The sequence below is a fragment of the Streptomyces sp. NBC_01775 genome, from assembly GCF_035917675.1.
In the GTDB taxonomy this organism is placed as follows: Bacteria; Actinomycetota; Actinomycetes; order Streptomycetales; family Streptomycetaceae; genus Streptomyces.
Map to the genome: position 1 here is coordinate 6,860,155 of NZ_CP109104.1, position 18,458 is coordinate 6,878,612.

10 protein-coding genes are annotated in these 18,458 nt (G+C 72.8%); 2 read left to right on the top strand and 8 right to left on the bottom strand.

Annotated features, from left to right (window positions below):
- Window positions 1–148 precede the first annotated feature (148 nt).
- The gene (locus OHB04_RS30515; protein ID WP_326690849.1) at window positions 149–1,162 is read left to right on the top strand and encodes an SDR family oxidoreductase; all 1,014 of its coding nucleotides are present in this window, start codon (window positions 149–151) and stop codon (window positions 1,160–1,162) included.
- An 11-nt stretch (window positions 1,163–1,173) separates the two neighbouring features.
- Here OHB04_RS30515 and OHB04_RS30520 read toward each other — a convergent pair whose 3' ends face one another.
- From OHB04_RS30520 to OHB04_RS30540, 5 genes are all read right to left on the bottom strand, one after another.
- Window positions 1,174–2,196, bottom strand: a complete 1,023-nt coding sequence (locus OHB04_RS30520) for a helix-turn-helix transcriptional regulator (RefSeq protein ID WP_326690850.1) — start codon at window positions 2,194–2,196, stop codon at window positions 1,174–1,176.
- Between the two features lie 91 nt (window positions 2,197–2,287).
- On the bottom strand, window positions 2,288–4,993 hold the full coding sequence (gene aceE, locus OHB04_RS30525) for a pyruvate dehydrogenase (acetyl-transferring), homodimeric type (protein WP_326808723.1): 2,706 nt from the start codon (window positions 4,991–4,993) through the stop codon (window positions 2,288–2,290).
- Between the two features lie 231 nt (window positions 4,994–5,224).
- Window positions 5,225–5,854, bottom strand: a complete 630-nt coding sequence (locus tag OHB04_RS30530) for a GntR family transcriptional regulator (RefSeq protein ID WP_326690852.1) — start codon at window positions 5,852–5,854, stop codon at window positions 5,225–5,227.
- Between the two features lie 126 nt (window positions 5,855–5,980).
- Window positions 5,981–7,339: a copper amine oxidase gene (locus OHB04_RS30535; protein WP_326808724.1), complete on the bottom strand. Its 1,359-nt coding sequence runs from the start codon at window positions 7,337–7,339 to the stop codon at window positions 5,981–5,983.
- A gap of 29 nt (window positions 7,340–7,368) precedes the next feature.
- On the bottom strand, window positions 7,369–8,910 hold the full coding sequence (locus tag OHB04_RS30540; protein ID WP_326808725.1) for a hypothetical protein: 1,542 nt from the start codon (window positions 8,908–8,910) through the stop codon (window positions 7,369–7,371).
- 142 nt (window positions 8,911–9,052) lie between these two features.
- Between OHB04_RS30540 and OHB04_RS30545 the strand changes: the two genes are divergently transcribed.
- Complete coding sequence (locus tag OHB04_RS30545; protein ID WP_326808726.1) at window positions 9,053–13,024, top strand: nSTAND1 domain-containing NTPase; 3,972 nt, start codon at window positions 9,053–9,055, stop codon at window positions 13,022–13,024.
- A gap of 112 nt (window positions 13,025–13,136) precedes the next feature.
- Here OHB04_RS30545 and sucB read toward each other — a convergent pair whose 3' ends face one another.
- The 3 genes from sucB to OHB04_RS30560 form a co-directional block, all read right to left on the bottom strand.
- A complete protein-coding gene (gene sucB, locus OHB04_RS30550) occupies window positions 13,137–14,906 on the bottom strand; it encodes a 2-oxoglutarate dehydrogenase, E2 component, dihydrolipoamide succinyltransferase (RefSeq protein ID WP_326690856.1) in 1,770 nt (589 codons plus the stop codon).
- Between the two features lie 58 nt (window positions 14,907–14,964).
- Window positions 14,965–16,353, bottom strand: a complete 1,389-nt coding sequence (gene lpdA, locus OHB04_RS30555) for a dihydrolipoyl dehydrogenase (protein WP_326690857.1) — start codon at window positions 16,351–16,353, stop codon at window positions 14,965–14,967.
- A gap of 310 nt (window positions 16,354–16,663) precedes the next feature.
- A complete protein-coding gene (locus OHB04_RS30560) occupies window positions 16,664–18,238 on the bottom strand; it encodes a leucyl aminopeptidase (protein WP_326690858.1) in 1,575 nt (524 codons plus the stop codon).
- Between the last annotated feature and the right edge of the window lie 220 nt (window positions 18,239–18,458).

An 18,458-nucleotide genomic window follows, 5' to 3' on the forward strand; every position in this document is an offset into this window, starting at 1 on the left:
GGGATTTCCGGGACGACCCGTTCGCGGCACGCCGGCGATCCGTTCGGGGCGCTTCCGCGATCCGTTCGCGATACCGGACAGAAGCTGACGGGTATCGCTGTCAGCGTGGTCCTCCGGACGGAAAGCACCAGATGAGGAGGGGCTACGAGTGAACGCACAGGCCGCACACGGTGAGCGGGACACCGCGAAGAACGCGAACGGAGCCGGACGGGGGCCGCTCACCGGGAAGGTCGCGCTCGTCGCGGGCGCGACCAGGGGAGCGGGCCGAGCCATGGCCGTCGAGCTGTGCCGCGCGGGCGCCACGGTCTACGCCACGGGCCGCACCACGCGCGGGGACGGCCGCCAGGGCACCGGCGCCGGCCGGGTCAGCGAGGTCGGCAGGCCCACCGAGACGATCGAGGAGACCGCCGAGCTGGCCACCGAGGCGGGCAAGGAGAGCGGCGGTACGGGCATCGCCGCGGTGGTCGACCACCTTGTGCCCGAACAGGTGGACGAGCTGGTCGCGCGCATCGACCGGGAGCGGGGCGGGCTCGACATCCTGGTCAACGACCTGTGGGGCGGCGACCCGCTCGTCGGGTTCGGCAAGAAGATCTGGGAGCACGACCTGGCCGACGGCCTGCGCATCCTGCGGCTCGGCATCGACAGCCACCTGATCACCGCCCACTACGCGCTGCCGCTGCTGAACCGGCGCCCCGGCGGGCTGCTGGTCGAGGTGACCGACGGCACCGAGGAGTACAACCAGCACTACCGCGAGCCCGTCTACTACGACCTCGCCAAGGCCGGGCCGCTGCGGCTGGCCCGCGCGTTCGCCGAGGAGACCAAGGAATACGGCACGACCGCCGTCTGTCTGACCCCCGGCTGGCTGCGCTCGGAGGCGATGCTCGACACCTACTTCAAGGTCACCGAGGAGAACTGGCGCGACGGCTGCGCGCACGACCCGCACTTCGCGATCTCCGAAACCCCGGTGTTCGTGGGCCGCGCCGTCGCCGCACTCGCCGGCGACCCGGACTTCGCCCGCTTCAACGGCCAGTCCCTCTCCAGCGGCGGCCTGGCCCAGGTGTACGGCTTCACCGACGTGGACGGCTCGGCCCCGGACGCCTGGCGCTACATCACCGAGATCCAGCACCCCGGCAAGCCCGCGGATGTGACGGGCTACCGCTGATCCGTGACCGGTCAGCTCTGGTCCTCCGCGCGGTCCTCTGAGCGGCCTTCCGCGTACAGCGCCGCCGTCCGCCGCGCCGCCTCCCCGAAGCGGGCACGCAGCGACGGCGGCGCCAGCACCTCGCACTCGGGCCCCAGCGCGAAGAGTTGGCTGTAGCCGACCTCCTCGTTCTCCACCCGCAGCCGCACCGTCGTACGCCCCTGTCCGTCCACGGTGCCGGCGGCCAGCGCCTCGGCGGCGGCGGCGCTGTCGGTGACATGGCGCAGCCGCCGCGCGCCCGCCTCCGACAGCCGTAGCGTCACCTCGGTCCGCAGGAGGGCGCGGGCGAAAGCGGTGGCGCGCTCCGTCCAGAACGCGGGCAGGTCGAAGTCGGCCTGCCGGGTGAAGAGGTCGTCGCGGACGGCGACCTCGGTGAACCGGTCGACGCGGTAGACGCGCCAGGCGTCCCCCCGCCGGTCGCCCTCGCTTCCCCGGACGCGGGCCGCGAGATACCAATGCCCGGCCTTCAGCACCAGCCCGTACGGCTCCAGCTCGCGTTCGACCTCGGCGTCCTTGCGGCGGTAGCGGACGGCCGCCTGCCGGTCCGACCAGACCGCGTCCGCGAGCGCGGGCAGCAGCGGGGGCGTCTTCGGTGCCTGCCACCAGCCCGGCGCGTCCAGGTGGAAGCGCTGTGCGGTGCTGTCGTGGACGTCGCGCAGGGAGGGGTCCAGCGCGGCGGAGACCTTCAGCTTTGCCGCTGACGCGATGTCGTCCAGGCCCATGTCGCGCAGGGCGGAGGGCACACCGGACAGGAACAGGGCCTCCGCCTCGCTGCGGCCCATGCCGGTGAGGCGGGTGCGGTACCCGCCCACCAGGCGGTAGCCGCCGGCGCGGCCCCGGTCCGCGTATACGGGTACGCCCGCCTCTGAGAGGGCCATCACGTCGCGCGAGACGGTGCGCTCTGAGACTTCCAGCTCTGTTGCCAGTTCTGCGGCGGTCATCTCTCTGCGTGCTTGCAGGAGCAGCACCATCTTGATGAGGCGGGAGGCACGCATGCCTCTGATTCTCCCCTGACCTCTTGCCGGGGCTCCGCCCCTGGGTCCCCGTCTTGGGGCTTCGCCCCCAGGGGGCGGAGCCCCGAGCGGACTACGCCAGGCCGTACTTTTCGGCGGCCCGGCGAACATCGTCGGGCTTTACATCACCGCGCCGCGCCAAACGAGAAAGCGAGGCGACAACAATGGACTCGGCGTCGACGCCGAAGTGGCGGCGGGCCGCCTCGCGGGTGTCGGAGAGGCCGAAGCCATCCGTCCCCAGCGACGACCAGTCCTGCTCGACCCACTGGGAGATCTGGTCGGGCACGGCCCGCATCCAGTCGCTGACGGCCAGCACCGGCCCCGGTGCGCCCTCAAGCGCGCGGGTCACATACGGCACCGAGTCCTCGCCGCGCAGCGCCGCCGCGTCGCACTCCAACGCCTCGCGCCGCAGCTCCGTCCAGGACGGCGCCGACCACACATCGGCGGCGACCCCCCACTCGTCGGCGAGGATCTGCTGCGCCTCCAGGATCCAGTGGATGGCCGTACCCGAGGCCAGCAGCTGGATGCGGGGGGCGTCGTCGGAGGCGGGGGCCACCGCCGCCGCCTCTTCCGCGCCGCGGAAGCGGTAGAGGCCCTTGAGGATGCCCTCCTCAACGCCCTCGCCCTCCGGCATGGCGGGCTGCACCTTGGTCTCGTTGTAGACCGTGAGGTAGTAGAAGAGGTCCTCCTGCGCCTCCGCGTCCGGACCATACATCCGGCGCAGGCCGTCCTTGACGATGACGCCGACCTCGTAGGCGAACGCCGGGTCGTAGGAGATGGCCGCCGGGTTGGTGGAGGCCAGCAGGTGGGAGTGGCCGTCGGCGTGCTGGAGGCCCTCGCCGGTCATCGTCGTACGGCCGGCCGTGGCGCCGATCACGAAGCCGCGGCCGAGCTGGTCGGCGAGCGCCCAGAACTGGTCGGCGGTGCGCTGGAACCCGAACATCGAGTAGAAGATGTAGAACGGGATCATCGGCTCGCCGTGGGTGGCGTACGACGTCGCGGCGGCGGTGAAGTCGGCCAGCGAACCCGCCTCGGTGATCCCCTCGTTGAGGACCTGACCGTCCTTGGCCTCCTTGTAGTACAGGAGCTGGTCACGGTCGACCGGGTCGTAGTTCTGGCCCAGCGGGGAGTAGATCCCGGCGGACGGGAAGAGCGACTCCATGCCGAAGGTGCGGGCCTCGTCGGGGACGATCGGGACCCAGCGTTTGCCGGTCTCCTTGTCCCGCATCAGGTCCTTGACCAGCCGGACCAGCGCCATCGTGGTGGCGATCTCCTGCGAGCCGGAGCCCTTCTTGAGCACGTCGAAGGGTTTGTCGGCGGGCGAGGGCAGGCCGACCGGGTGCACCTTGCGGGCCGGGGCGGGGCCGCCCAGCTCGGCGCGGCGCTCCTGGAGGTAGCGCACCTCGGGGGAGTCCGGGCCGGGGTGGATGTAGGGCACCAGTTCGCCGTCGAGCTTGCTGTCCGGGATGGGCAGCTCCAGCAGGTCCCGCATCGCGCGGAACTCCTTGCCGGTGAGCTTCTTCATCTGGTGGTTGGCGTTGCGCGACTCGAAGCCGGGGCCCAGCGTCCAGCCCTTGACGGTCTGGGCGAGGATCACGGTCGGGGCGCCCTTGTGCTCGACGGCCGCGCGGTAGGCGGCGTAGACCTTGCGCGGCTCATGGCCGGCGCGGGAGGTCTTGAACAGCTCGGCGATCTTGTCGTCCGTCAGCAGCTTGCCGATTTCCGCGAGCGCGGGGGAGGCCCCGAAGAAGTGCTCGCGGATGTAGGCGGCGTCGCGGGTGGCGTACGTCTGGAACTGCGCGTCGGGCACCTCGCGCAGGCGGCGGGTGAGCGCGCCGGTGGTGTCGAGCGCGAAGACCTCGTCCCAGGCCGAGCCCCACAGCGACTTGATCACGTTCCAGCCGGCGGCGCGGAACTGGGCCTCCAGCTCCTGCACGATCTTGAAGTTCGCGCGGACGGGGCCGTCGAGCCGCTGGAGGTTGCAGTTGATGACGAAGGTGACGTTGTCGAGCTGCTCACGCCCGGCGAGGGCGAGGGCGGCGGTCGACTCGGGCTCGTCCATCTCGCCGTCACCGAGGAACGCCCACACGTGGGAGGTCGAGGTGTCCTTGATGCCCCGGTTGGTCAGGTAGCGGTTGAACCGCGCCTGGTAGATCGCGGAGATCGGGCCCAGGCCCATCGAGACCGTCGGGAACTCCCACAGCCAGGGCAGACGGCGCGGGTGCGGGTAGGAGGGCAGGCCCTCGCCGCCGGCCTCCTGGCGGAAGCGGTCGAGGTGGTCCTCGGCGAGCCGCCCGTCGAGGAAGGCGCGTGCGTAGACGCCGGGGGAGGCGTGGCCCTGGACGTACAGCTGGTCGCCCGAGCCGCCTTCCTTCCCCTTGAAGAAGTGCTGGAAGCCCGTCTCGTAGAGCCAGGCCGCCGAGGCGAAGGTCGCTATGTGGCCACCGAGGCCGTAGCGGCTGCCGCGGGTGACCATGGCGGCGGCGTTCCAGCGGTTCCAGGCGGTGATGCGGGACTCCATCGCCTCGTCGCCCGGGAAGTCCGGCTCGGCGGAGGTGGGGATGGTGTTGACGTAGTCCGTCTCCAGCAGACCGGGCACGCTCAGACCGCTGTGCTGGGCGTGCTCGACGGTGCGACGCACCAGGTATGCGGCACGGTCGCCGCCCGCGTGGTCAGTGACCGCGTCGAGCGACTCGCGCCACTCGCCGGTCTCCTGGGGGTCACGGTCCGGGAGCTGGTCCAGCTCGCTCGGATACGGCGGGCGTACGGGATCGGGCATGGTGGCCACCTTCCGGACGTTGGGGGCCCCCGGACGGGTCACGAGGGCGTTGTGCGGTGGGTTCGCGGACCCTGACGGGCAGGACAGGGGGCACCCAACGAAGGGACTGTACGCCTGTGATCGATGATCGATCAAAGGATGTCCGAGTAAAAACCGTCCGCTCAGCGAAATTGGCATTCCGTGCCCCGAAAACGGGCACTCTGTGCCACGCCCTCTGGTTGCCTTTGAGGCTTATGCCCGGGGAGCAGGGGCGCACCCCAGCACGTGGTCCTTGATCAGCGCCCCGATGGCCGGGTCCCGCCGCTCGATGGCGGCCAGCACCGCCTCGTGCTCCTCCGCGTACGACTGCTGCACCGTGCCCAGCCAGCGGATCGACAGCGCGGTCCACACCTCGATCCCCAGCCCTTCCCAGGTGTGCAGCAGCACGCTGTTGCCCGCCGCGCGCACCAGCTCACGGTGGAAGGCCACCGTGTGCCGCACCTGCGCCTCCCCGTCGCCGAGCCGGTCGGCCTCGTACAGCGCCTCGACGTGCGGGCGCAGCGCCGAGGCGTCACCTGCCAGCCGGGGCGCCGCCAGCTCCGCCGCGATCTGCTCCAGACCCGCCCGCACGGGGTAGATCTCCTCCAGATCGGCGGGCGACAGCTCCCGTACCCGTACGCCCTTGTTCGGCGCCGACTCGATCAGCCGCAGCGTCTCCAGCTCCCGCAGGGCCTCGCGCACCGGCGTCTGGCTGACCTCGAGTTCCACGGCGATCCGGCGCTCCACGATCCGCTCGCCCGGCTTCCAGCGGCCACTGACGATCCCCTCCACGATGTGCTCGCGGATCTGCTCGCGCAGCGACTGGACGACGGGCGGGGTCATGAGGAGGCTCCTCGCGGCGAGAGGGTGGGGCCCCTAGACGATACGACCTGCCACGGCACGCGGTGCCACTTCGCAGGGTGAGGGATCCGTCACCGTAGCGCGGCGGCGGATCCCTCACCCGGCGGCTCAGTCGTCGGCCTCCTCCGGCTCCCCGTTGTACTTCGGCTTGCGCAGCCGGTCGGGCGTCAGCGGGCTCATGCTCGTCACATCCCGGGGCGCGACCGAGAAGCCCTGCCAGTGCACCGGCATCGGCGTCTGGTCCTCGTCCCGCGCGATGTGGTGGAAGCCCACGTTGACCCAGGTGACCGGGTGCTTGAGCGCCTCACCGTTGGTGAACTTGCCGACGTCGTCGGCACGGTGGCTGCCGAAGCGCGCGTTGTCGCTCGCGTACTGCTCGAACTTCTTGTAGCGCGTGAAGTAGACGTCGTACTTGGTGAAGGCGCGCGCCGTGTACTTCGCCTGGTTGCGGTGCACGATCTCCCAGGAACGCCGGTGCCCGTCCGCGTTCTTGCCCTTGGCGCTCACCACCCGCCACCAACGTGACCCGTTCGCACCGGTGTTGCCCGCCGTCTCCTTGGCGAGGCGCTTGCGGGTGGTGCGGTAAGTGGGAATGCCCTCCTGGCCCTTGCCCGCGTACTTGGTGTCGAACTGCTCGACCTTGGCGTCCGAGGAGCCGTCCGGCTTGAAGTTGAGCCGCCAGAAGATGTTGTGGTGGTGGCTGGTGGCCCGGTCCTTGCTGCCCTTGCCCACCGGCCAGCCCTGCTTGTCCGAGGCGTCGTAGTCACTGGGCGAGAGGTTGCCCGTGGCGCCGGCCTTGGGGGTGATGGTGCCGTCGTCGGAGAAGTTCCACTGGTTGATGTAGTGGTAGTAGCCCGCCGAGTTGACGGTGTAGAGGACCAGGTCCTGGCCCTGCTCGGCGTCCTTCTTACCGGGCTCCTCGCCGATGTCCCCGCTGTTGCCGTGGAAGGCGAAGCCCCGCTCCTGGGTGGTGACGCACAAGCCGTTGACCTGCTTGGTCTCGCCGGTGTCCGGGTCCACCCCGGGGATCTTCATCAGGACCCCGCCCGGACAGTCCTTGGGCCGCAGCGCCTCCGCGCTCTCCCCGAGCTGCATGTCGGTCACATCGTTGTACTCCGCCGCCGCGTTGTCGTACGGCACATGGATCTGGCCGAGCTTCGCGCTCTTGAGGATCGTGATCGGCTTGGCCTCGTGCCGGGGCTGGAAGGAGATGTCCTCCAGCACCAGCCCGGATGTGCTGTCCGTGTGCCAGCACATCCGCCATACGCCGCCACCGCGCATCTTCTGCTCGACGGCGGAGCCCGAACCGCACTTGGCCGCCTGGGCGGCTGCCGCCGGTGCCGTGCGCGCGCGCTCGGGCGCGGTCTGCGCGGCCTGCGCCGCCGGGGCGAGCGCGGGGACGGCGGGCAGGACGAGCAGGACGGAGGCCGCCAGCACCGGGCGGCGGAGTCTGTTTCCGCTGTGCATAAAGGTCGTTCTCCCGTTCGCTTGGCCGGTCACCGGGCGGTCAGCCGGTGGACGGTCCGGTCGCTGAGATTGATGACGAAGCGCTGGGTGTCGATCCACGGACCGCCCCCCGCGACCCGTGTGAACAGCCGCACACAGCGCTGCTTCCCGCACTTCGCGAGCGCGTCGCCGCGCGCCTCGCGCGGCACGTAGCCCAGGCCCTGCGTGCCCAGTTGGTCCGCGCTCTTGAGGTCCTTGCCGGTCTCCCCGCGGTAGTCGGCCCGCAGCCCGGCCCCCAGCGGATCCTTGACCAGCAGCTCCGCCGCCTCGTGGGCCTCCGCCCAGGCGGGCGGGGGCTGGGCGCCGTGCGACTTCTCGGAGTGCGCGACCTTCGACGCGGTCAGATCGACGCTCTTGTGGATCAGCGCGTCGTCGGCGTAGTCGTAGAAATAGACCTCGGCGGTGCGGGCGCCACCCGACCCCTCGTCCTCGGCCAGATCGGTCGCCACATGCTGCGGCGCCCCCGCCTTGCCGGTCACATCCTCACCGGCGCCGCGCAGACCCTGGCCCCCGGACAGGGCGATCTTCCACGCTCGGGTGCGCTCGTCGCCGGTCAGCGGCTGCCGGCCCCGGCCGCTCCCGCTCGCCGCGGGAGCGTCCTGCACCTTCGCCGGCGGCCCCTCGCCCTGGACGCTCCCCGGAAGCGCGGAGCCCCGGCCGGCGGTCCGCGCCTCGTCCGAGTCCCCGGAGGCGTTCATCGGAAGGGTGACGGCGAGCATCCCCGCGGTGGCGACAAGGGCCAACGCCCCGCCCCACACCATCCGCCGCACCCCCACCGCTCGCGCGGCCCCCGCTCGCGCGGAAGCCGCCCGCGAAGCCTTGGCCCGGACGCCGGCTCCCGGCCGCCCGCGCCCGGTGCCCACGGAGTGGCCTGCCGCCTTGCCCACGTCGGAGCCGGTACCCGCCTCGGCGTCGTCGTCCGCGTCCACGGCGGGGCGAACACCCCCTGTGTCCTTCGCCTCCGTGTCTGTGGCGTGGCCGGCGCCCGTTTCGGCTGCGGGCTCCTCGGGTCCCGGGCGAGCGGCGTCGCTCGTACCTGGAGTCTTGGCTTCCTTGCCCGCGCCGGTGCCCGTCTCGACGGCGGCCGGCTTCGCCGGGGCCGGGGTTTCCGGGCCGGTATCCGCCCCGCGCGGACCCCCGGGGCCCGGTTTGGGCTTCTCGGCCGCGTCGGCGGGGGTGTTCCCCGCCGACGCGGGGGCGCCCCCGGCAACCGCGTCCGCCCCCGCGTCGGGGGCGGAGCCTCCTGTGTCCTGCTCCGCCTTCCCCGCACCAGCGCTCCGCGCCTCCGCCTCCGCCTCCGCGGCGGTGCCGCTTGTGTCCGGGGCCGCCGGCCCGGTGGTCCCCCGACCCATGGGTGCGGCTTCCGCTTCCGCCGCTGCGGCGTCCGCGGCCTTCCCCGTTTCCGGCTCTCCGGGCTCCGCCGCGGCCCCCGTGCCGCCCGCACCCGTGCCGCCCGAACTCGGGTCCGGGTCCGGGCTGGTCGCCTCCGGGCCCCCCGGCCCGGTGGGCGTTGTTTCCCCCTCGTCGGTCATCGTCGGCCCCTCGCATCGCCGTTCCACGACGGGTTCCCCGTCGCCTTGCCCAAGTGATTCCAGGCCACGATCAGTTGTTCGGCACCCCCGTTTCACCAGGGCGAACAATCCCGTAGCGTGGCCCGGGGGACAGGGGGTAGGCGTGGGGCGCAAGGAACGACCGGTCGATCCTGCCGGGGGGCCGGTGCAGCGGTTCGCGTACGAGTTGCGCAAGCTGCGCGAGGAGGCGGGCGGGCCCACCTACCGGCAGCTCGCGGACCGCTGCGAGTTCTCCGTCACCACCCTCTCCCAGGCCGCGGCCGGCGACCGGCTGCCGTCGTTGGCCGTCACGCTCGCCTACGTCACCGCGTGCGACGGCGACGCGGGCGAGTGGGAGCGCCGTTGGCGGGCCGCCTGCGTGGAGGAGACCGAGGAGCGGGCGCGCGTACGGGACGACGAGGAGGAGCCGGGCACCCAGGATCCGCCCTACCGGGGCCTCGCCCGCTTCGAACCGGGCGACCACCAGCGCTTCTTCGGCCGCGACGACCTGACCGCCGAGCTGCTGGAGCTGGTGGGCGACAAGCGGTTCGCCGCCGTCTTCGGGCCCTCGGGCAGCGGTAAGTCCTCGCTGCTGCGCGCCGGGCTCATACCCCGGCTGCGCGCCGGCGACGAGTCCGGCGGCCCGCGCCCGGCCGCGGTGCGCATCCTCACCCCCGGCGAGCACCCGGCACGCACCCACGCGACGGCCTGCGCCCCGGCGGAGAGCGACACCGGCAGCGCGGGGGACACCGGCAGCGCAGGCGAGGACGACAGCGCAGGCGACGACGGCAGCGCGGGGGGCACCGACAGCGCGGGGGAGGGCGACGGGGGCGGTGAGACCTGGGTGCTCGTCGACCAGTTCGAGGAGGTCTTCACCCTCTGCCACGACCCCGCCGAGCGCGCCTGCTTCCTCGACCTGCTGCTGAGGGCCCGCGACCCCTCCTCGCGGCTGCGCGTCGTGATCGCCGTACGCGCCGACTTCTACGGGCGCTGCGCCGAACACCGGGGCCTGACCGCCGCGCTGCGCGACGCCGGTCTGCTCGTCGGGCCCATGAGTCCGGCAGAGCTGCGCGCCGCCGTCGTACGGCCCGCCGCCGCGCAGGGGCTGATCGTCGAACGCGCGCTGACCGCCCGCCTCCTGCGCGAGGCGGAGGGCGAGCCCGGCGCGCTGCCGCTGCTCTCGCACGCGCTGCTGGAGACCTGGCGCCGCCGCAAAAGCCGCGCGCTGACGCTGGAGGCGTACGAGGCGGCGGGCGGCGTGCACGGCGCCGTCGCCCAGACCGCCGAGGACGTCTACACCCAGCTCTCCTCCCACCAGGCCGTCCTCGCGAGGCGCATCCTGCTGCGGCTCATCGCGCCGGGCGAAGGCGCGCAGGACACCCGCCGCCCCGCGGCCCGCGCCGAGCTGGAGCCGGCCCAGGCGGACGGCGACACCGGGCACGTCCTCGAACGCCTCGCCGCCGCCCGGCTGCTGACCCTCGACAACGACACCGTCGACCTCGCGCACGAGGCCCTCATCACCTCCTGGCCCCGGCTGCGCGGCTGGATCGAGGCGGACCGCGAACGGCTGCGCGCCCACCGCAGGCTCACCGAGGCCGCGCACGGCTGGGAGGAGCTGGAGCGCGACCCCGGGGCGCTCTACCGGGGCAGCAGGCTCGCGGAGGCCACCGAGCAGTTCGTCCGCGGACCGGCCGGACTCGAACGTTCCGGCAGGCCGCGGGACGTCTACGACCCCGGGCTCACGCTCCTGGAGCGGGACTTCCTCGCCGCGAGCCAGGGCGCCAGGCTCCGCGAGAGGCGACGCAGAGGCGGCGGCGCCGTCGCGGTGTGCATGCTGATGACCCTCGCCCTGCTCGCCGGCGTCATCGCCTGGCAGCAGACCCGCACCAACACCCGCCAGCACACCGAGGCCGAGGCCCGCAGGATCGCGGCCGTCGCCGACAGCATGCGCATGTCCGACCCGGTGCACGCGATGCGGCTCAGCGTCGCCGCCTGGCGCCTCGCCGACACCCCCGAGACGCGCTCCGCGCTGCTCGGCGCGCTCTCCCAGCCGGAGGAGGAAGCCCTCACCCTGCCCAGCGGCGCCGGCGCCGGGACCGAGCGCCTCCTCAGCGCCGACGGGCGCACCCTCGTCAGCGCCGGGGGCGGCAGGCTCAACCGCTGGGACGTCGCCGGGCACCGCAGGCTCCACAGCACCGAGGGCCCCCGCGAGGAGCCCGACCCGGGGACGGCCATCGAGGCGGTCCTCTCCTCGGACGGCGACACCCTGGCCACCTCGGACGAGGAGTCCACCGTCACCGTCCGCCCCACCGACGGCGGCGCCCCCCACCCGCTGCACGGCGTCAAGGGCACCCCCGAGGGCTTCAGCCCCGACGGGAAGCTCCTCCAGGTCAGCGAGGATCTGGCCCCCCTCAGCGAGCGGATGAGCGCCCAGCTGTGGGACGTGCACCGCCGCCGCAAGGTCTTCGAGCGCGAGGTGGAGGACGAGCAGTCGGCCACCACCGCCGTCAGCCGCGACGGGAACCGCGTGGCCGTGTGCCCCGACGGCGATCCCCTGGAGCTGTGGCACCTGGACCGCACCCGTGCGGGCGGCGACAAGGAGCTGCCGCTCGACGGCTGGAGCGCGCGCGCCCGCCGCGCCGTGTGCCGCTCCCAGCTGGTCACCTTCACCCCCGGCGACCGCAGCCTGGTCGGCCTGGACAGCAGCGGCATCCGCTCCTGGGACCTGGCCACGGGCCGCTCCCGCGCGCTCGCCTCCCAGCGCCGTTTGACCGAAGCGCGGCTCAGCGACGACGGGAAGCTGCTGGTCGCCACCGACTCCGAGCGGATACTCGTGTGGCGCCCCGGCGTCTCCCGCCGCCCCGTCCTGAGCTATCCGCTGGTCAGCGAGTACGTGAGCGGGCTGAGTGTGGACACCGAGCAGGGCGTCGTCCGCTATCTGAGCGGGATGACGGGCCAGTCCGTACGCACCCTCTCCCTCGCGGGGACGCACCGTACGCACTGGGACGACGAAGCCGTCGGCCACGCGCTCTTCAGCCCCGACAGCCGCCACCTCCTCACGGCGCGGCTGAGGCCGCCGCACGCCCGCTTCCAGCTTCGCGACGGCCACACGGGCGCCCTCCGCGCGCGCCTGCCCGACCTGCCCTGTCACCGCGACACGGAGGCACTCGACGAGGGCGGCACCGGGAGCGACGCGGCTTGCAGCACCCCCGTGATGGCCTTCCGCGGCAAGGGCGCCGCCCTCGCCTACGGCACCAGCGAGTGGACGCCCGATGGCGGGGTGACGGACCGGATCGGGCTGTGGGACACCCGGCGGCGTGTGAGCGACCGGTTCCGCCTCCGACCGCCCCGGCACGAGCGGGCCCTGAGCAACGACCTCAACGGCCTGGCCTTCACCCCCGACGGCCGCTCCCTGCTGGTCTCCCGCACCCCCGACAAGGAGCGGGTGGAGATGTGGGACCTCCGCAGCCACCGCCGTACGCGCGTCCTGCGGCGGGCGGGCGGCGAGGCGCTGGCCGTACGTCCCGGAGGCGGGCTGGTGGTCACCAACCACGGCCAGCGCTTCTCGCCCGCCACCGGCAAGGTCGCCCGGCGGGCCCTCACCCAGGACCAGACCAACTCCGTGGTCTTCAGCCCCGACGGCCGTCTCCTGGCGGCCGGTGACGACTCGGGCCGGGTCACGCTGTGGGACGGGCGGGCCCGCCGCAGTCTCGGCCTGCTTGCCGGGACCGACCGCGAGAACGGTGGAACGGGCGACGGCGCCGGACGGCCCGAGCCCGTCGCGGCCCTGGCCTTCTCACCGGACGGGCGCACGCTCGCGGTCGGCGGGGGAGACGGCACGGTACGCCTGTGGGACACCACCGCCCACCAGCCGCTCGGCGGCCCCCTGCCCACCGGCCGGGACAAGGTCGCCGCGCTCGCCTTCTCGCCCGACGGCGGCACCCTGCGCGTGGCGGGCGCCCGTACCGGCGTACGCCGCTACACCGTCGCTCCCGAACGCGTCGTCTCCCGGGTCTGCGCCCGCGCCGCCGGCGGCCTCACCCGCGCCCAATGGCACGCCACCCTCCACGATGTCCCCTACCGCCCCACGTGCTGACGCGCCCCGGACGCGCGGGCGCCCCGGAGGCCGGATCGCCCGGCCCCGCACGCGACGGTGCCCCCGCCCTCGAAAGAGCGGGGGCACCGTCGCGTGCGGCGGAGCGGCGGGGCTACAGGCCCAGCTCGCCCTCGAACTCGCCGGCCTCCAGGCGGGCCTTGACGTCCGCCAGGTAGCGCGCGGCGTCGGCGCCGTCGACCAGCTGGTGGTCGTAGGACAGCGTCAGGTAGACCATGTCGCGGATCGCGATGGTCTCACCCAGGTCCGGGTGGTTGATGACCATCGGACGGCGCACCGTCGCACCGATGCCCAGCTCGGCCACCTGCGGGTAGTTCACGATGATCGTGTCGAAGAGCGCGCCCCGCGACCCGGTGTTGCTGATCGTGAACGTGCCGCCGGACATGTCGTCCGGGCCCAGGCCGCCCTCGCGGACCTTCTGGGCCAGCTCGGCGGTCTTGCGGGCGATGCCCGCCAGGTTGAGGTTCCCGGCCTCCTTGATGACCGGGACCATCAGGCCCTTTTCCGAGTCCACCGCGATACCGACGTTCTCCACGTCGTGGTACGTGATGGTGCCGTCGTCGTTCAGCCGCGCGTTGACCGACGGGTGCGCCTTGAGCGCCTCCGCCGCCGCCTGCACGAAGAACGGCATCGGGGAGAGCTTGACGCCCTCGCGCGCCGCGAAGCCGTCCTTGGCGCGGGCCCGCAGCTTCATCACGCGGGTGACGTCCACCTCGACCACGGTGGACAGCTGCGCCTGGTTGTGCAGCGCCTTCATCATGTTGTCCGCGATGAGCTTGCGGATCCGCGGCATCTTGACCGTCTGACCGCGCAGCGGCGACGGCTCCAGCTTCGGCGACTTCGGTGCCGAGGAGACGGCCGGGGCCGCCGCGGGGGCCTGCTTGGCGGACTCGGCCGCCGCGATGACGTCCTGCTTGCGGATACGGCCGCCGACACCGGTGCCGCGCACCGAGGAGAGGTTCACACCCTGCTCGGCCGCCAGCTTGCGCACCAGCGGGGTGACGTAGGCGCCGTCGCTCTCGGGCGCCGTGGCCGGGGCCGGGGCGGCGGGAGCGGCGGGTGCGGTGGCCGCCGGAGCGGGCTGCGCGGGAGCGGCCGGCTGGGCGGGCGCCGGCTGTGCCGGGGTGGGCTCCGGCGGCGTCTGCGGCGCGGCGGGCTGCGCGGGAGCGGGCTGCTCCTGCGCGGGCGCTGCCTGCTGCGGGGCCGGGGCCGGGGCGGGCTGGGCGGGGGCCTCGGCCTGCGCCGGTGCGGCACCGGCCGCGCCGATGACGGCCAGCTTCGCGCCGACCTCGGCCGTCTCGTCCTCGCCGACCACGATCTCCAGCAGCGTGCCGGCGGCCGGAGCCGGGATCTCGGTGTCGACCTTGTCGGTGGACACCTCCAGCAGCGGCTCGTCCTCGGCCACCTCCTCGCCGACCTGCTTCAGCCAGCGGGTGACGGTGCCCTCGGTGACGGACTCGCCCAGCGCGGGCAGGACCACATCGGTGCCCTCGGCCGAACCGGCGGCGGGCGCCGGGGCAGCCGCGGGCTCGGGCTGGGCCTGCGGCTCCGGGGCGGCCTGCGGCTCGGCGGCCGGAGCCTCCTGCGCGGGCTCGGCGGCCGGGGCAGCCGCCGCGGGGGCGCCGGAGCCGTCGTCGATGACGGCCAGCTCGGCGCCGACCTCCACCGTCTCGTCCTCGGCCACCTTGATGGAGGCCAGCGTCCCGGAAGCGGGGGCGGGGATCTCGGTGTCGACCTTGTCGGTGGAGACCTCGAGCAGCGGCTCGTCGGCCTCGATGTGCTCACCCTCGGCCTTCAGCCAGCGGGTGACGGTGCCCTCGGTGACGCTCTCGCCGAGCGCCGGCAGGGTTACGGAAACCGCCATGGTTTCTGGTGCTCCTTAAAAGCTGTGCGGATGGGTCGCGCCCTGACGGACTCGGTGATCAGTCGTGGGAGTGCAGCGGCTTCCCGGCCAGCGCGAGATGCGCCTCGCCGAGTGCCTCCGTCTGCGTCGGGTGGGCGTGGATGAGCTGGGCCACCTCGGCGGGCAGCGCCTCCCAGTTGTAGATGAGCTGGGCCTCGCCGACCTGCTCACCCATACGGTCACCGACCATGTGGACGCCGACCACGGCACCGTCGCGGACCTGGACGAGCTTGACCTCGCCCGTGGTCTTCAAGATCTTGCTCCGGCCGTTGCCCGCGAGGTTGTACTTGAGCGTGACGATCTTGTCCGTGCCGTACCGCTCCTTGGCCTGCTCCTCGGTGAGGCCCACGGAGGCCACCTCGGGGTTGCAGTAGGTCACCCGCGGCACCCCGGCGTAGTCCACCGGCACCGGGTTCAGGCCGGCGAGCCGCTCGGCGACGAGGATGCCCTCGGCGAAGCCGACGTGCGCGAGCTGGAGGGTCGGGATGAGGTCACCGACCGCCGAGATCGTCGGCACGCTGGTGCGGCAGTACTCGTCGACGGTGACGAAGCCGCGGTCCATGGCGACCCCGGCCTCCTCGTAGCCCAGGCCCTCCGAGACGGGGCCGCGGCCGATGGCGACCAGCAGCACCTCGGCCTCGAACTCCTTGCCGTCGGCCAGGGTGACCTTGACGCCGTCCGCTGTGTACTCGGCCTTGTCGAAGAAGGTACCGAGGTTGAACTTTATGCCCCGCTTGCGGAAGGCCCGCTCCAGGAGCTTGGAGCTGTTCTCGTCCTCGACCGGCACCAGGTGCTTGAGGCCCTCGATCACGGTGACGTCCGTGCCGAAGGACTTCCACACGGAGGCGAACTCGACGCCGATGACGCCGCCGCCCAGGATGATCGCGTTCTTCGGGACCCGGTCCATGACCAGCGCGTCGTCGGAGCTGATGACGCGCTCGTGGTCGATGGTCAGACCCGGCAGGGACTTGGGCACCGAGCCGGTCGCCAGCAGGATGTGCCGGCCCTCGTAGCGCTGCCCGTTGACGTCGACGGAGGTCGGCGACGACAGGCGCCCGGTGCCCTCCACGTACGTCACCTTGCGGGAGGAGACGAGTCCCTGGAGGCCCTTGTAGAGCCCGGAGATCACGCCGTCCTTGTACTTGTGCACACCGGCCATGTCGATGCCCTCGAAGGAGCTCTTGACACCGAACTCGGCGCTCTCCCGCGACTGGTCGGCGATCTCGCCGGCGTGCAGCAGGGCCTTGGTCGGGATGCAGCCCCGGTGCAGGCAGGTGCCGCCTACCTTGTCCTTCTCGATGAGGGCGACATCCAGACCGAGCTGAGCGGCGCGAAAGGCAGCGGCATAGCCACCGCTACCGCCTCCGAGGATCACTAGGTCGAAAACGGTGCTGGCGTCGTTCGCCACGTCACGTCCTCCATGCATGGGTACGCCGTAACCGGTCTCCTGTGACCGGGCGGCTTGAGGTTCGGCCGCTGCTTTGTCTGCTCGGCCCTGGTCTGCGGATCGGCTGCTGCCAAGCCGCGCGGGGCCCTGTCCTGCCGGGAAACCATCTTCGCACTTGTTGAGGGAAACCGGGACGCGGGGCCCCACTACCTGAAAGTAGGGCCCCCGGTCCACGGCCCCGATCGCCGAGGGCGAACGGGGCCGTGGACCTGCCGGTTGTGACCGCGGTCGATCGCGCGGCCGGGTGTGCGTACGCTCCGTCAGCCGGGCGTCACACGGTCTCGCCGTCGGCAGTGCGCTCCACGAGCCGCACCAGGGTACGCACGGCGGAGCCGGTGCCGCCCTTGGGTGTGTAGCCGAACGGCGCCGACTCGTTGAAGGCCGGACCCGCGATGTCCAGGTGCGCCCAGGCCGTGCCCTCGGGGACGAACTCCTTCAGGAACAGCCCGGCGACCAGGCCGCCGCCCATGCGCTCGCCCATGTTGGCGATGTCGGCGATCGTCGAGTCCATGCTCTTGCGCAGGTGGGGGAGCAGCGGCATCGGCCAGGCGGCCTCGCCGGCTTCCCCGGCCGTCTCGTGCACAGCGGTACGGAAGGTGTCGTCGTTGGCCATGATCCCGAAGGTGCGGTGGCCCAGCGCGAGCACCATCGCGCCGGTGAGGGTCGCCACGTCCACGATGGCGTCCGGCTTCTCCTCGCAGGCGCGGGTCAGCGCGTCCGCCAGCACCAGCCGGCCCTCGGCGTCGGTGTTGAGCACCTCGACGGTCTTGCCGCTGTACATCGTCAGCACGTCGCCGGGGCGGGTGGCCGAGCCCGAGGGCATGTTCTCGGCCAGCGCCAGCCAGCCGGTGACGTTGGCCTTCAGGCCCAGGCGGGCCGCGGCGACGACGGCGGAGAAGACGGCGGCGGCGCCGCTCATGTCGCACTTCATCGTCTCGTTGTGGCCCGCGGGCTTGAGGGAGATGCCGCCCGAGTCGTAGGTGATGCCCTTGCCCACCAGCGCCACGGACTTCTTGGCCTTCGGGTGGGTGTAGCCGATGCGGACCAGCCGCGGCGGCTGCGCGGAGCCGCCGCCGACCCCGAGGATGCCGCCGTAGCCGCCCTTGACCAGCGCCTTCTCGTCCAGCACCTCTACGGTGAGGCCGTGCTCCTTGGCGGCGGTGCGGGTGTGCGCCGCGAAGGACTTGGGGTGCAGGTCGTTGGCGGGGGTGTTGATCAGGTCGCGGGCGCGGTGCACCTCTTCGGCGAGCACGAGCGCGCGGTCGACGGCGGCCTTGTGCGCCTTGTCGCGCGGCTTCGCGCCGACGAGGGCGACCTCGGCCAGCGGCGCCGAGGAGTCCTTGCCCGCGCCCTTCGCCTTCTGCGTTTTCTGCGCCTTGTCCTCCTTGCCCCGGTAGGAGGTGAAGGAGTACGCGCCCAGCAGCGCGCCCTCGGCGACGGCGGCGACGGACCGGGCGTCCTCGGCGGGCAGCGCGAAGGCGGCCTTCTTCGTCCCGGCCAGCGCGCGGGCCGCGGCACCGGCGGCCCGGCGCAGCGTCTCGGGCTCGTACGTGCCCTTCTTGTCCGGCGCCTCGCCGAGGCCGACGGCCACGACGACGGGGGATTTCAGGCCATCGGCCGGTGCCGGGAGCTTGGTGACCTCCCCCTCGCCGCCGCCGGCCCCGAGGGTCTCCAGCGTCGTGGCGAGCTTGCCGCCGAACGCCTTGTCCACGGCCTCGCCGCCCGGGGCGACCACGACGGTGGCCTTGGCGGCCTTGTCCGAGGACGGGACCTTGGCGATACCGACGACGACAGCGTCCGCGCGCAGTGTCGCCGCGGACGAGGTGCTGAGAGTCAGTGCTGACACGGTGGGAGTGACCTTCTTCCTTGAAGTGGCCGAAGGGCATACGCCAACGGCTTCGGACGCTTCCGGCATCGTATGCCCGCCTCTGCCCGCTCTATCGGTGGGCGTCGCGTCCTTCTTTCCGTCCGCCGCGGAGGCAGGGCTGCGGGACTGTGTGGCCCGGGCGGTGCCCAACTGACGGTACCCATCGCGTGGTTGGCGGGTGCGGGTTCGGCGCCGCCCG

Coding starts and splice junctions, on each gene's coding strand:
- OHB04_RS30520 (WP_326690850.1), bottom strand. CDS start 2,196: ATGCGTGCCTCCCGCCTCATCAAGATGGTGCTGCTCCTGCAAGCACGC.
- aceE (WP_326808723.1), bottom strand. CDS start 4,993: ATGCCCGATCCCGTACGCCCGCCGTATCCGAGCGAGCTGGACCAGCTC.
- OHB04_RS30530 (WP_326690852.1), bottom strand. CDS start 5,854: ATGACCCCGCCCGTCGTCCAGTCGCTGCGCGAGCAGATCCGCGAGCAC.
- OHB04_RS30535 (WP_326808724.1), bottom strand. CDS start 7,339: ATGCACAGCGGAAACAGACTCCGCCGCCCGGTGCTGGCGGCCTCCGTC.
- OHB04_RS30540 (WP_326808725.1), bottom strand. CDS start 8,910: ATGACCGACGAGGGGGAAACAACGCCCACCGGGCCGGGGGGCCCGGAG.
- sucB (WP_326690856.1), bottom strand. CDS start 14,906: ATGGCGGTTTCCGTAACCCTGCCGGCGCTCGGCGAGAGCGTCACCGAG.